The 13,026-nt window shown below is 56.5% G+C and carries 12 protein-coding genes and 1 pseudogene; 6 read left to right on the forward strand and 7 right to left on the reverse strand.

What is annotated here, in order from left to right:
- Positions 1-65 precede the first annotated feature (65 nt).
- On the forward strand, positions 66-983 hold the full coding sequence (locus FD744_RS13880) for an AraC family transcriptional regulator (protein WP_160868491.1): 918 nt from the start codon (positions 66-68) through the stop codon (positions 981-983).
- A 3-nt stretch (positions 984-986) separates the two neighbouring features.
- Here the strand turns inward: FD744_RS13880 and FD744_RS13885 are convergent, their stop codons facing one another.
- From FD744_RS13885 to FD744_RS13895, 3 genes are all read right to left on the reverse strand, one after another.
- Entirely contained in the window at positions 987-1,997 is a 1,011-nt protein-coding gene (locus FD744_RS13885) for a luciferase-like monooxygenase (protein WP_034826498.1), read from the reverse strand.
- Positions 1,998-2,112: 115 nt separating this feature from the next.
- Positions 2,113-2,997: a U32 family peptidase gene (locus FD744_RS13890; protein ID WP_160868492.1), complete on the reverse strand. Its 885-nt coding sequence runs from the start codon at positions 2,995-2,997 to the stop codon at positions 2,113-2,115.
- 9 nt (positions 2,998-3,006) lie between these two features.
- The gene (locus FD744_RS13895; protein ID WP_160868493.1) at positions 3,007-4,002 is read right to left on the reverse strand and encodes a peptidase U32 family protein; all 996 of its coding nucleotides are present in this window, start codon (positions 4,000-4,002) and stop codon (positions 3,007-3,009) included.
- Positions 4,003-4,205: 203 nt separating this feature from the next.
- Between FD744_RS13895 and FD744_RS13900 the strand changes: the two genes are divergently transcribed.
- Both FD744_RS13900 and FD744_RS13905 read left to right on the forward strand, forming a co-directional pair.
- Complete coding sequence (locus tag FD744_RS13900) at positions 4,206-4,730, forward strand: SCP2 domain-containing protein (protein ID WP_160868564.1); 525 nt, start codon at positions 4,206-4,208, stop codon at positions 4,728-4,730.
- Positions 4,724-5,230: a GNAT family N-acetyltransferase gene (locus tag FD744_RS13905; protein ID WP_160868494.1), complete on the forward strand. Its 507-nt coding sequence runs from the start codon at positions 4,724-4,726 to the stop codon at positions 5,228-5,230. Before FD744_RS13900 ends, FD744_RS13905 begins: the two co-directional genes overlap by 7 nt.
- Here FD744_RS13905 and FD744_RS13910 read toward each other — a convergent pair.
- Positions 5,214-5,501, reverse strand: a complete 288-nt coding sequence (locus FD744_RS13910; RefSeq protein ID WP_034826490.1) for a GIY-YIG nuclease family protein — start codon at positions 5,499-5,501, stop codon at positions 5,214-5,216. The genes FD744_RS13905 and FD744_RS13910 overlap by 17 nt on opposite strands.
- Positions 5,502-5,581: 80 nt before the next feature.
- Between FD744_RS13910 and FD744_RS13915 the strand changes: the two genes are divergently transcribed.
- Together FD744_RS13915 and FD744_RS13920 are read left to right on the forward strand one after the other, a co-directional pair.
- A complete protein-coding gene (locus FD744_RS13915) occupies positions 5,582-6,022 on the forward strand; it encodes a YhbP family protein (RefSeq protein ID WP_058959439.1) in 441 nt (146 codons plus the stop codon).
- Positions 6,023-6,149: 127 nt separating this feature from the next.
- A complete protein-coding gene (locus tag FD744_RS13920; RefSeq protein ID WP_160833912.1) occupies positions 6,150-7,187 on the forward strand; it encodes a permease in 1,038 nt (345 codons plus the stop codon).
- On the opposite strand, the pseudogene nrdG reads toward FD744_RS13920, so the two are convergent.
- Together nrdG and nrdD are read right to left on the reverse strand one after the other, a co-directional pair.
- Positions 7,182-7,646 (reverse strand): annotated as a pseudogene (nrdG, locus tag FD744_RS13925) (anaerobic ribonucleoside-triphosphate reductase-activating protein); the annotation flags it as partial. The gene FD744_RS13920 and the pseudogene nrdG overlap by 6 nt on opposite strands.
- A complete protein-coding gene (nrdD, locus tag FD744_RS13930) occupies positions 7,643-9,781 on the reverse strand; it encodes an anaerobic ribonucleoside-triphosphate reductase (RefSeq protein ID WP_160868496.1) in 2,139 nt (712 codons plus the stop codon). The gene nrdD and the pseudogene nrdG, both read right to left, overlap by 4 nt.
- 268 nt (positions 9,782-10,049) lie before the next feature.
- On the opposite strand from nrdD, the gene FD744_RS13935 reads away from it, so the two are divergent.
- A complete protein-coding gene (locus FD744_RS13935; protein WP_160868497.1) occupies positions 10,050-12,434 on the forward strand; it encodes a beta-N-acetylhexosaminidase in 2,385 nt (794 codons plus the stop codon).
- A 179-nt stretch (positions 12,435-12,613) separates the two neighbouring features.
- On the opposite strand, the gene ridA is transcribed toward FD744_RS13935, so the two are convergent.
- Positions 12,614-13,000 (reverse strand): 2-iminobutanoate/2-iminopropanoate deaminase, encoded by a 387-nt coding sequence (gene ridA / locus FD744_RS13940; protein WP_160868498.1) that lies wholly within the window; start codon positions 12,998-13,000, stop codon positions 12,614-12,616.
- Between the last annotated feature and the right edge of the window lie 26 nt (positions 13,001-13,026).

Below are 13,026 nucleotides of genomic sequence, written 5' to 3' on the forward strand. Positions count from 1 at the left end.
GGCGTCACGCGAGCGAAAGGCGAGAATGCGGAGACAGTGATCACTCATCACGGAGTGCGCAACGCATGATTCATCAGGAACAGTGGCAGCAGTTGGTGGCGATGATCGCTCGCCATACCCCGGAAGATGGCCGCCACTTCAGCCCCATCGATTTTCTCTCTTTTGGCCGAAGCTCCAAACCCACGAGCCTGTCGCACATTGCCACCTGGGCCAGTTTTGCACTGGTGGCGCAAGGGCAAAAAGCATTGCGCATGGGTGAAGACGTGATGCATTACGGACCGGGCGATCTGCTGCTAGTGACGCTGGATATGCCGGTGCAATCCTGCGTGGTGCAGGCCACGGAGGAGAAACCGAATCTGGGCGTCGGGATCACCATCAATGAAACGCGCCTGATGCACTACCTCGAACATTTCCCGCTGCAGCAGATTGGCGCAACGGTAACCAATGAACGTGGGATTACGGTACACAAAGTGGCGCCGCCCCTGGTCGATGCCGTGATCCGCCTGATTGAGCTGTTGGATCAGCCCCAGGATATTCCGGCGCTGGCACCGTTAATTGAGCAAGAGATTTTCTATCGACTCCTTACCGGGCCGGAAGGACCCCGCATCCTCAACATGGCGTTGACGGAGCGGCCGGGCAACAAAGTGGCGCGCGCGGCACGCTGGCTACGTGAAAACTTTCATCAGCCGCTCAAGATGGATCAGCTGGCCAGTAGCGTGGGCATGAGTATTTCGTCGCTGCACCATCATTTCAAATCGGTCACGGCCATGACACCAATGCAGTATCAAAAGCAGCTGCGCCTTAATGAAGCGCGGCGTTTGATGTTGATTGATAAGTTAGATGCGGGAACCGCAGGGTATCGCGTGGGGTATCAGAGCGCTTCGCAGTTTAGCCGTGAATACAGCCGTTTTTACGGGCAATCGCCGGCTCGTGATGTGCGTATGGTGGCTGTGGGGCCAGAAGGATTGACCCCACAGCAGTAAACGTTACAGCGAGCGTGCCGCTTCCATCGCCAGTGCGAAGGAACGCAGACGGGCTTGCGGGTCGAAAATCTGGCCATTAACCATGATTTCATCGGCCTGCGTTTCGCGCATCAGCGCAGCCAGCCCCTGACGCACTTTATCGCTGTCACCGACAATCGACATGCTCAACGCCTGCTGTACACCGTACTGCTCTGATGGTGACCAGAGGTTATCCATGTTTTCGACAGGAGCTGGCAGCGGGCCCGGTTTGCCCCGGCGCAGATTAATAAACTGCTGCTGCATCGAGGTAAACAGGAAGCGCGCATCGCGCTCGCTATCCGCCGCGACCACGTTGACGCACACCATGGCATAAGGTTTCGCCAGACGCGCAGAAGGCTTGAATTTCTCACGATAGAGATGCAAAGCCTGGAACAACAGGTCCGGTGCAAAGTGGGAAGCAAAGGCGAACGGCAAGCCGAGCTGTGCGGCCAGTTGTGCGCTGTAGAGGCTGGAACCCAATAACCAGACTGGAATTTTTAAGCCTAAACCCGGTACCGGTTGTACCGGAGGATGCTCACCCTCTTCGGCATCAAACCAACGAATCAGTTCTGCTACATCTTCCGGGAAGCTGTCCGCCTGGGCGCTGGAGAGGTGGCGGCGCAGCGCGAGCATGGTGCGCTGGTCGGAGCCTGGCGCACGGCCCAGCCCTAAATCAATACGGCCAGGGTATAAGGATTCGAGCGTACCAAACTGTTCAGCGATCACCAGTGGTGCGTGGTTGGGCAGCATAATACCGCCAGATCCGAGGCGCAGAGTTTCGGTATTCGCGGCCAGATAGCCAATCAACACCGAGGTTGCCGCACTGGCGATACCGGTCATGTTGTGGTGCTCAGCGAGCCAGTAACGATGGAAACCAAGGGCTTCAGATTGACGCGCCAGCGCCAGCGAATTGTGGAAAGCTTCGCGCGCAGCAGAACCTTGCGGGATAGGTGCAAGATCCAGCACGGACAGGCGAACGTTTTTTTTCTCAGACATGGGCACTCCAGATAATGATGGCGCAGGTGTTATCAGACCTGCGCCAGTCAGTATTACGCATCATTACCCATATTAAAACTGCTATTAACAGCAGGAATATAGCCGGAACGTGCCTTTACCGTCCGCCTTCAAGCGCCATACCCGCCAAACGACGCCAGTAACCGTTGCATTCACTGCCGCGCGCCATCATCAGCGGCGCTTCACCGGCCTCGTTCGCACGGAAGCGAGCAACCTCTGTTAGCGTGGTTTCATCCTGCGGCGAGAGGCGTACGATGTCGATCCAGTTATGCATGCCGGCCAAATCGTTACCAAGGTTATAGCAGTAGCCGCTCATGGTCTGGATGCCATTCAACACAAACACCTGTTGGCCCTCCTGCGACAGCACGCGGCGGCCAGTGGGATAGTGAATACAGCAAGTCTGACAGTCATCTTTGGCGCGATTTTCGGAACGGGCGGTAAAGCAGCGTGCCGACAGCGCCAGCGGCAGATGGCCATAGCCCAATACCTCCACTTCAAACTTGTCGCGCAGGCCAGCGGCATCGCACTGCTGCAACAGTTGAATCAGCCAGTCGCGCGACATCTCGACCGGTAAACACCAGCGCGTCATACCCTCTTTGAGCAGCAGCTGTAGCGTTTGCGCGTTGTAGACATTAAGCGTCGGCCCGGCGACAAACGGCAGCTTACGTTCGGCTGCCATGTTAACGGTGCCGATGTCGTTGGCTTCCAGCAAAAACTCACCGTTCTCCACATAGCGCCGCAGCTCTTTGACTTCCGAAGGCGACTGCAACAGCGCCAGCGTGCTGAGCACGACCTGTTTGCCATGTTGTGCCAGTTGGCGTGCTAATTCCATCCATTGCTGGAATGAGGTTGCACGACGTTTACTGCATACCGCTTCGCCGAGGTAGATGATGTCAGCAGAGCTGACGGCAGCCTGCTGATAAAAGTGTTCCAGCGTTTCCGTTGGCCAGTACCACAGCACCGGCCCGATGGCATATTTCATAGCATCTCCTCACTGCCAGCTGCGGTGATAGGCACCGAGCGTGGTCTGGCTACCTTCAGAAAGTTCGCCCAACGCGCGCATCCAGGGTTCCTGCACCGCGAATTCCTCGGGCGAGGCCATACAGCGATCAATCGCCTGGCGCCACACTTTTGCCACCTGTGCCACATAAGCCGGACTGCGCTGGCGACCCTCAATTTTCACCGAGGCGATATTGGCGCGCAGCAGTTCAGGTAACAGCGATAAGGTGTTCAGGCTGGTGGGCTCTTCCAGCACGTGATAGCGCTGATCATCCACTTCATAGCGCCCCTTGCACAGCGTGGGGTAGCCGGCGCTTTCATCAGCGCCGTAACGATCGATCAGCACTTCATTGAGGCGCGATTCCATCCCTTGCGGCGTTTGCTGCCAGCGCACGAATTTTGCCGGTGAGCAGGCTCCTGCACTGTTCGGTGATTCACCCGTTAGCCAGGAGGAGAGATAACAGCGACCTTCGGCCATAATGCACAGGCTGCCAAAGGCAAACACTTCGAGTGGGACCGGCGTTTCACGTGCCAGCTGTTTAACCTGATGCATCGACAGCACGCGCGGCAACACCACGCGGCTGAGATTGAAATGGCGATGGTAAAAGTGGATGGCCTGCAGATTGGTGGCCGAAGCCTGCACCGAAAGGTGGCGTTCTACCTGCGGATAGCGCTGCGCGGCATATTCCAGCGTGGCGATATCGGCGAGAATCAAGGCATCAGCACCGTTTTGTGCCGCCACATCAATCGCGGTTTGCCAGCGATTGATGCCGTCAGGATGGGCAAAGGTGTTGATGGCCACGTGCAGCTTGCGGCGATGCTGGTGCAGGAAGCGCGCCGCTTCTGCCAGCTTCTTGTCAGTAAAATTAAGGCCAGCAAAGTGGCGGGCATTGGTGTCGTCTTTCAGACCGACATACACTGCATCGGCGCCATGCTCCACCGCCGATTTCAGCGCAGGTAAATTCCCCGCTGGACACAGCAGTTCCATACATTTCCTCCCCCGAATTCCGAAGCGTTAAAGTGTAGGGAAGGCGACAGGCGTGAATGTTGATTTAAGGCAGTGAAAGCGTCAGTCAGCATGCAGAGTGAAGATTATTTAATCAATTGTTCCGCAATTTCCTTGATCTCAGTGGAGGCGAGGGCGCCTGGATGTGGCAATATAGGTAAAATTTTCTGAAGGGATTGTTGATGATGTTTTCGCGCTTACGCGGCCTGATGGTGAAAAAAGGCCCAGAATTCCTTGCCTTACCTATTTCATTCACCCCATTCCCTGTAAAAAAAGTGGTTTTGCAACAACTCTTAAACTGGCAATTTCGTCATGCTTTGTCTGAAGGTGAGTTAGACTTTCTGGAAGGGCGCTTTCTTGGGATTGAGATTGCAGATGTGAATCTGCGCTGGATCACCACCTTGCAGAATGGACGCCTGACCGTTTCACGCGACGCCGAGGCAGATGTCTGGTTCCGCGGTGAAGCCAACGACTTGTTGCTGGTGGCAGCACGCAAAGCAGACCCCGATATGTTGTTCTTCCAACGCCGTCTGGTGATTGAGGGCGACACGGAGCTGGGTTTGGAGGTGAAGAATTTGATGGATGCCATTGAACTGGAGGCCATGCCCACGCCTTTGCGCACGGGGTTGCAGCAGCTGGCTGCCTTTGTTGAGGCAGGAATGAAACAGGACGCGGAGGCCGCTGAGGCGCGCGCGGGGATCTCATGTTGATTCGTACTGAAATTGGTGTGGATGCGGCGGGCATCGACAGCTTATTGAAGCGTAGTTTTGCGACCTCCGCCGAGGCTGAACTGGTGCAGCAGCTGCGTGAAGATGGTTTATTAACGCTAGGTGTAGTGGCCACGGATGATGAAGGGCAGGTATTAGGTTATGCCGCCTTTAGCCCGGTGACCTTACAAGGTGAAGACCGCAATTGGGTGGCGCTGGCGCCTCTGGCGGTGGATGAATCCGTGCGCGAGCAGGGCATTGCCAAACAGCTGGTGTATGAAGGGCTCGATTCCCTGAACGAGTTCAGCTACAGCGCGGTGGTGGTCTTGGGCGATCCCGAATTCTACAACCCGTTGGGCTTCGAACCGGCGGCACGTCACGGCTTGCACTGTCGCTGGCTGGGCAGTGAAGCGGCATTTCAGGTCTATAAATTAGCGGATGATGCATTTACGGGCGCAGAAGGATTAATCGCTTTCTCCGAACCTTTTAATCGTTTCGATTAAACCACGCATTCAGGCATGAAGGCTGCTGCGATACCAGCAGCAGCTTTTGCGTGCGACTGAGCTGCTTCACCTGATATTCCAGGCGCGAAGCGGCTGCGCGATCGCCGGCATCACAGTTAAACACCAGCGTCAGCGGACCCTTGCCACGCAATGCGCGCGCACCTTTCCCGGATTGATGCTGCTGCAGGCGGCGATGAACATCTGTGGTAATGCCTGTATAAAGCATCCCGGCGGCGGTTTGCAGCATATAGAGCTGCCAGCCCTGTTGCATATGACTTTTCCTGTTCAATGGCTGTTGGGCAGTGTAGCGCGCTTAGGCTAGCCTCGCTATCTGCCACATGGAGTTGCATTGTGTCTGACCATTCTCATCTTATTCGTTTTCTTAAAAAACAGCGTGCCCTGTCATTGTGCGCCAGTCATGGCGACGATCTGTGGTGTGCCAACTGCTTTTACGTGCTGGATGAAACACGAATGGCGTTTTGGTTGATGACCGAACCCGATACGCGACACGGCACCCTTATGCAAGCTAATCCGCGCGTGGCGGGGACGGTTAACGGCCAGCCGAAAACCGTGTTGCTAATCAAAGGCGTGCAGTACAGTGGCCGTATTCAGCAGCTTACTGGAGAGCGTGAAGCGCAGGCGCGGCATGCCTACCAGAAACGTTATCCGATTGCCCGCAAGGTTCAGGCACCCTTGTGGGAGATTATGTTGGATGAGCTGAAGATGACTGACAACGCGCTGGGCTTCGGCAAAAAAATCCTTTGGCAGCGCGATAAAACCGGCGAAAGTTAATTTTCCGCGCCCGATCAAACTTACGCTAACTTTGCGTAGCAGATTCCAATAACCTGAATAACACTATGGATTAACCGCCTCACTTCCCGGTGCGGCATTCGTTATTCTGTAGAATACGGAATCTGCTATGACCCAACTTGCATCTTCTGCACCAGCGGCGCGCTTCGCATGGTGGAAACCCTTGCTGTTCCTCGCCGTCGTCGTCATTGGCCTGTGGTACGTCAAATGGCAGCCCTATTACGGCAAAGCCTTCACAGCGGCTGAAACCCATTCAATCGGCATATCCATTTTGGCGAATGCCGCGGATTCACCGTGGCGCGCGGCGCTGGATTACGCGATGGTTTACTTCCTCGCCGTCTGGAAAGCCGCAGTGCTGGGTGTGATTTTGGGATCGCTGGTACAGGTGCTGATCCCACGCAACTGGCTGCTGCGCCTGATGGGCAACTCGCGGTTTGGATCGACGCTGATCGGCACCGGTTTAGGCTTGCCGGGGATGATGTGCACCTGTTGTGCCGCGCCGGTGGCGGCGGGTTTGCGTCAGTCGCAGGTATCCAGCGGGGCGGCGATGGCCTTTTGGCTGGCCAATCCGCTATTAAATCCCGCCACGCTAATCTTTATGGGATTTGTGCTGGGTTGGCACTTCGCGGCGATTCGGCTGGTGGCGGGCGTGATCATGGTGCCAGGCATTGCATCGCTGGTGCAGCGTAGCGTGCCAGAACAAACCATTGCCGCGCCCATGGTGATGGCTGCCGACAGCGAGCAGCCGTTTCTGACTCGCTGGCTGCGCGTGATGTGGCGACTGTTCTGGAACACCATCCCGCTGTATATCGTTGCCGTGCTGTTATTGGGTGCTGCGCGAGTCTGGCTGTTCCCGCATGCCGATGGCGCAGTGGGCAACACGCTGTTTTGGGTGATGCTGATGGCGATAGCGGGCTGTTTGTTTGTCATTCCCACCGCTGCAGAAATTCCCATTGTACAGACCATGATGCTGGCGGGCATGGGGATCGCGCCTGCGCTGGCGCTGCTGGTAACCTTACCCGCCGTGAGTGTGCCATCGCTACTGATGCTGCACCGTGCCTTCCCGGCGCGCGCGCTGTGGATCGCGCTGATTGGCGTGGCGCTGAGCGGTATGATCCTCGGTACGATCGCCCTGTGGCTGACGTAAATACCAGATCTTCTGATTGCGGCTGCCGCGCCATAGCAGCCGCGCATCTTTCTCCGCTTCCACAAACCGCCCGTCGATCAGCACATCAATTTCATCCACCACTTCACGCTGTGCCGCGCTCAGTTCCGCCATCTCATAGCCGGTCCACAGCCAGATATCTTTGTCCGGGCATTCACGCCGCACGCGTTTCACCAGACGACGGATGTGCGGCACATTGTGCGGATGCAGGGGATCACCACCGCTGAGCGACAACCCCTGGCGCGGAATGCGCTGATCCTTGAGATCGGCAATCAGCTGCTCCTCCATCTCCAACGTGAACGGTACGCCGGAATCGAGCCGCCAGGTACTTTGGTTGTAGCAGCCGCGACACTGATGCTCGCACCCGGCAACAAACAGCGTGCAGCGCGTGCCCGGCCCGTTGACGATATCGACGGCGTAATAGCGATGAATACGCATCATCCTAACTGTCCGGTATCCAGATGTTTAACGCGACGCTGTACTTCTTCCTGCTTGCCGGCATTAAAGGGGCGCGCATCGGGGCTGCCCAGATAACCACAGACGCGGCGCGTGACGGAGACGCGAGCCGGATCGTGGTTACCACAGCTCGGGCAGGTAAAGCCTTTGCTGGTGCAACTGAATTCACCCGTAAAGCCGCATTCGTAGCACTCATCGATGGGCGTATTGGTGCCGTAATAGGGCACGCGGTGATAGCTGTAATCCCACACATCCTCCAGCGCCTTGAGGTTGTGTTGAATATTGGGGTATTCGCCGTAACAGATGAAGCCGCCATTGGCGATGGCCGGGTAGGGCGCTTCAAAGTCGATCTTGTCGTAGGGATTCACTTTCTTTTCGACGTCGAGATGGAAGCTGTTGGTGTAGTAGCCTTTGTCGGTGACGCCCGGCACCACACCAAATTCGGCGGCATCGAGACGACAGAAGCGATCGCAGAGATTCTCGCTTGGCGTGCTGTACAGGCTAAAACCGTAGCCGGTCTCGTCTTTCCACGCATCCACAGCAGCACGCAGTCGCTTCACAATCGCCACGCCTTTTTCCCGCAGGTGCTGCGCATCATACGGATGGACTTCATTGCCGCTCAGCGCGTTCAGCGTTTCATGCAGGCCGATGTAGCCGAGCGAGATCGAAGCACGGCCGTTGCGGAAAATCGCGCCGACTTCGTCATCAGCGTTCAAACGTACGCCACACGCGCCCTCCATGTAGAGAATCGGCGCTACGCGTGCTTTGGTTTTCTCCAGCCGGGCGATGCGCGTCATCAATGCCCGTTTAGCCAGTTCAAGCCGTTCATCCAGCAGCAGCCAGAAATGAGCTTCATTGCCTTTGGCTTCCAGTGCAATGCGCGGCAGGTTCAGGCTTATCACCCCAATATTGTTTCGCCCTTCGTGAATCTGCTTACCGTTTTCCTCATACACGCCGAGGAAGCTGCGGCAGCCCATCGGGGTTTTGAACGAACCGGTGACTTCTACCACCTTGTCGTAATTGAGAATGTCGGGATACATGCGCTTGCTGGCACACTCCAGCGCCAGCTGCTTGATGTCGTAGTTAAAATCACCGGGACGACGATTCACCCCTTCGCGGATGGCAAATACCAGTTTCGGGAACACCGCAGTTTTATGGTTTTTCCCCAACCCTGCGATGCGATTACGCAGAATCGACTGCTGAATCAGGCGCGCGGCCCAATCGGTGCCAAGACCAAAGCCAAAGGTGACAAACGGCGTCTGCCCGTTGGCGGTGTGCAGCGTGTTGACCTCATATTCCAGAGACTGGAATGCGTCATAGCACTCTTTCTCCGTGCGCACGCGCGCATAGGCTTCCGCATCCGGGATCTGCCATTCCACTGCCACCGCACGATGCTTTTCAAGGCTGAGAGTCACAAACGGCGCCAGCACTTCATCAATGCGGTTGATGGTGGTACCACCGTAAATATGGCTGGCGACCTGCGCAATGATCTGCGCCGTCACCGCCGTCGCGGTGGCAATGGATTTCGGCGGCTCGATTTCGGCATTGCCCATCTTAAAGCCGTTGTTCAACATGCCCTGAAGATCGATCAACATGCAGTTAAACATCGGGAAAAATGGCGAATAGTCGAGATCGTGATAGTGGATCTCACCGCGCTCATGCGCCAGTACCACATCACGCGGCAGCAGCTGCTGTTGGGCATAATGTTTGGCAACGATGCCTGCCAGCAAATCGCGCTGGGTGGGGATCACTTTGCTGTCTTTGTTGGCGTTTTCGTTGAGCAACGCGGCATTGGTCTGTTCAACCAGGCCACGAATCGCGTGATGCAGTTTGCCACGCTGTTCACGGGCTAAATCACGGTCATGGCGATATTCGATATAGGCGCGCGCCAGCTGCGGCCAGCGCCCGGCCATCAGCGTCTCTTCCACCGCACACTGGATGTCACGGATATCGACCTCAATGCGATCGGACAGTCGCTGGCTCACTTGTTCAGCGACCTGAGTACACCAGCTCGCATCCTCTATTTGTGCAGCTCGCGCCGCCGCCTGCACCGCCAGCGCGATACGCCGCGCTTCAAACGGCACTCTGCAGCCGTCACGCTTAATTACCACCGTCGCCATTTCTTCTCCGTGAAACTATATATGGGTATTTGTGGAGAGTGTAATCGCTATATGTGGTGTTTTGGCTGAAATTAATCGCGCTGTTTTTGACCTGCCGCAAAGAAGGCATAACGAAGTTTGAAAGCCGCACAATGGTTAAGCGGACTAAACTTCAAAAGTTTTAAGCCGCCCAAACTTCGACCTCGTGCAACTTGATTTGCGATGCGAAGCAGGTTTAATGGTTTTTTTGCCTATTTTTGGCCCGTCATTATTCACAAGGATGCCTTACATGCCTCTGCAACGAACGCTGCTCGCCTGTTGTTTATCCCTGACTTTTTCCGCTGTTGCCGCCCCCGCCTCTGATCTGCCTTTAATGCCCTGGCCGCAAAAAGTGGTGCAGCCTGCCAGCGGCGGCGCATTGACGCTGACACCGCAATTCACGCTGCATATTACGGGCGATCATCTGGAGGGGGCTGAAGCGCGCTGGCGTGCGCGCATTTCACGTCAAACCGGTTGGCCGCTGCTGCCCGCCAGTGCGCCGAGCGATCAGGCCACCATTCAGGTACAAATTGCCCAGGCAGTGGATCCCTTGCCACAACCGGACAGCGATGAGAGCTATCATCTTGAGGTCAACAGCGGCGGCGTGACGCTAAAAGCCAACACGCGTTTCGGTGCGATGCGCGGCATGGAGACACTGCTGCAGTTGATTGAGAATAATGAGACGGGAACGCAGGTCCCCTACGTCATCATTGACGATAAACCACGCTTCCCGTGGCGCGGGGTGCTGATCGATTCGGCACGCCACTTCCTGCCGATTGAAACGGTGAAGCGGCAGATCGACGGTATCGCCGCAGCGCGAATGAACGTATTCCACTGGCATCTGACCGATGATCAGGGCTGGAGATTTGCCTCCAGCCACTATCCGCAGTTGCAGGAGAAGGCCAGCGACGGCCTTTACTACACGCAGCAACAGATGCGTGATGTGGTGCGTTATGCCACCCAGCGCGGCGTGCGCGTGGTGCCGGAAATTGATGTGCCGGGGCACGCATCGGCGATTGCAGTGGCGATGCCAGAGCTGCTCAGTGCGCCGGGCCCGTACCAGATGGAACGCGGCTGGGGCGTGTTTAAACCGCTGCTCGATCCCAGCAACGAAGCGGTCTTCACCTTCATCGATACGCTAATGGGCGAGGTTACGGCGATCTTCCCCGATCCTTATATCCATATCGGCGGCGATGAAGTGGATCCGACCCAATGGAACGACTCGCCGAAGATTCAGCAGTTTATGCGCGACCATGGCCTGAAGGACACGCACGCATTACAGGCGTGGTTCAATCAGCGAGTGGAGAAGATCCTGGAAGCGCATCAGCGCCGGATGATTGGCTGGGATGAGGTTTACCATCCGGACCTGCCGAACAGCATTTTGATCCAGTCCTGGCAGGGGCAGGATGCGTTAGGTGAGGTGGCGAAGCACGATTTCCGTGGCATTCTCTCAACCGGTTTCTATCTCGATCAACCGCAAACCGCAGCCTACCACTACCGCAACGAGCCCTGGCCGCAGGGACTCCAGGGTCAGGATCAGATTCAAGCCGACGAGCAGGCGCAGAGCTGGCAGTTCACCATGCCGCGTTTGAAGGGCAGCCCGGTCAAAGGCAGTTTCACTCTGGTGGAAGCTAAAAACGGCTGGCGTGGCTTTATTGATTTCAGCGGCAAAGGGCGGCGTATGGTGAGTGATATTCGCTGGCTGTCGCCCACGCAGCTGACCTTTAGCGTGGATACCTGGATGGGGCCGTTTCAGCCAATGGTCACTCTGACGCAGGACAAACTGACCGGTTATATGCTGGTGGGCAATGTGCGCTATCCCGCTGAGGGCAGCAAGCTGGCACAGGTGCCGACTGGTATTCAGCCTTCAGTGCCAACGCCTGAGCAAATGCAAAACAACCTGATTGGCGGTGAAGCAGCGCTGTGGGCGGAAAACGTCAACAGCCGGGTAATTGATACGCGTTTATGGCCGCGTGCCTTTGTGGTGGCTGAGCGTCTGTGGTCGGCGAAGGATGTCACCGACAGCGACAACATGTACCAACGCTTAAACGCGGTGGATCGCTGGGGCACGGTGTCGGTGGGATTACAGCAGCATCAGCAGGCGGAGGTGCAGATGATGCGACTGGCCAACACCAGCGATATCACGCCGCTGCGCGTGCTGGCAGAGGTGCTGGAACCGGCGCAGTATTACACGCGTCAGCACCTGAAATTCCAGGCAGGGCACTATGACTATTTCGAGCCGCTCAATCGTCTGGCGGATGTACTGCCTGCCGAAAGCGAACCGGTGCGGTTACTGGATAAACAAGTCGATGCACTGATCGCCAACCGTGAGGATCGCATGGCGGCCAACGTTATTCGTCAGCAGTTACAGCGCTGGCAGAACAACAGTGACGCGGTGATGCCGCTGATTCTGAGCAGCTATCAGCTCAAGCCGCTGCAGCAGCAGGTTCAGCAGGTGGCGCAACTGAGCCGCATGGGCATCGATTTGGTCAATGCGATGCAGCGTAATCAGGCGTACGGTGCCAGCGAAGTGGCCGAGATGCATGCCAAACTGGATGCCGCTGCCGAGGTGCAGGATGAAACCGTGCTGGCGCTGGTCAGGCCGCTAGAGAAGCTGCTGAGGTCGTCTAAATAAACGGATGCGCGATCAATCACGCCGCTACGAGGGGATGGCACACCATGGAATTACGTCGCTACGGGGGTGAAGAGCACGCCATGCATTGATGTCGCTAAGGTGATGTTCTAGCACACTCATCGCGCCGCTACAGTTGAGCACAAATTTGTAGCGGCGCAATTTATTGCGCATTGCTTTACTTAACGACGTACGGCAATGGCCTCAATCTCGATCTTCACATCTTTCGGCAGACGCGCGACTTCCACACAAGAACGTGCCGGGAAGCTGGCGTTGTGCTCGGTAAAGAAGGCTTCGTAAGTAGCGTTAACGGTGGCGAAGTCGTTCAAATCTTTCACGAACACGGTGGTTTTCACAATGTCGCCCACTTTCAGGCCAGCGGCTTCCACGATCGCCTTCACGTTCTCCAGTGACTGACGCGCCTGCGCAGACACATCATCTGCCACGGCACCGATCGCCGGATCAACAGGAATCTGGCCTGAAGTGATGATCATGCTGCCGAGATCCACGCCCTGCACATAAGGGCCAATTGCTGCGGGTGCTTTTTCTGTGCTGATTTCGCGAGACATTGTTTCTCCTTAAAAGTGCGCAGCCG

This window comes from Pantoea sp. Taur, assembly GCF_009830025.1.
Taxonomy (GTDB): Bacteria; Pseudomonadota; Gammaproteobacteria; order Enterobacterales; family Enterobacteriaceae; genus Pantoea; species Pantoea communis.

Bases quoted from the DNA above. Each gene is read 5' to 3' on its own strand.
- ridA (WP_160868498.1), bottom strand. From the start codon at position 13,000: ATGTCTCGCGAAATCAGCACAGAAAAAGCACCCGCAGCAATTGGCCCT.
- FD744_RS13880 (WP_160868491.1), top strand. From the start codon at position 66: ATGATTCATCAGGAACAGTGGCAGCAGTTGGTGGCGATGATCGCTCGC.
- FD744_RS13910 (WP_034826490.1), bottom strand. From the start codon at position 5,501: ATGCAACAGGGCTGGCAGCTCTATATGCTGCAAACCGCCGCCGGGATG.
- FD744_RS13905 (WP_160868494.1), top strand. From the start codon at position 4,724: ATGTTGATTCGTACTGAAATTGGTGTGGATGCGGCGGGCATCGACAGC.
- FD744_RS13935 (WP_160868497.1), top strand. From the start codon at position 10,050: ATGCCTCTGCAACGAACGCTGCTCGCCTGTTGTTTATCCCTGACTTTT.
- FD744_RS13885 (WP_034826498.1), bottom strand. From the start codon at position 1,997: ATGTCTGAGAAAAAAAACGTTCGCCTGTCCGTGCTGGATCTTGCACCT.
- FD744_RS13895 (WP_160868493.1), bottom strand. From the start codon at position 4,002: ATGGAACTGCTGTGTCCAGCGGGGAATTTACCTGCGCTGAAATCGGCG.
- FD744_RS13890 (WP_160868492.1), bottom strand. From the start codon at position 2,997: ATGAAATATGCCATCGGGCCGGTGCTGTGGTACTGGCCAACGGAAACG.
- nrdD (WP_160868496.1), bottom strand. From the start codon at position 9,781: ATGGCGACGGTGGTAATTAAGCGTGACGGCTGCAGAGTGCCGTTTGAA.
- FD744_RS13900 (WP_160868564.1), top strand. From the start codon at position 4,206: ATGTTTTCGCGCTTACGCGGCCTGATGGTGAAAAAAGGCCCAGAATTC.
- FD744_RS13920 (WP_160833912.1), top strand. From the start codon at position 6,150: ATGACCCAACTTGCATCTTCTGCACCAGCGGCGCGCTTCGCATGGTGG.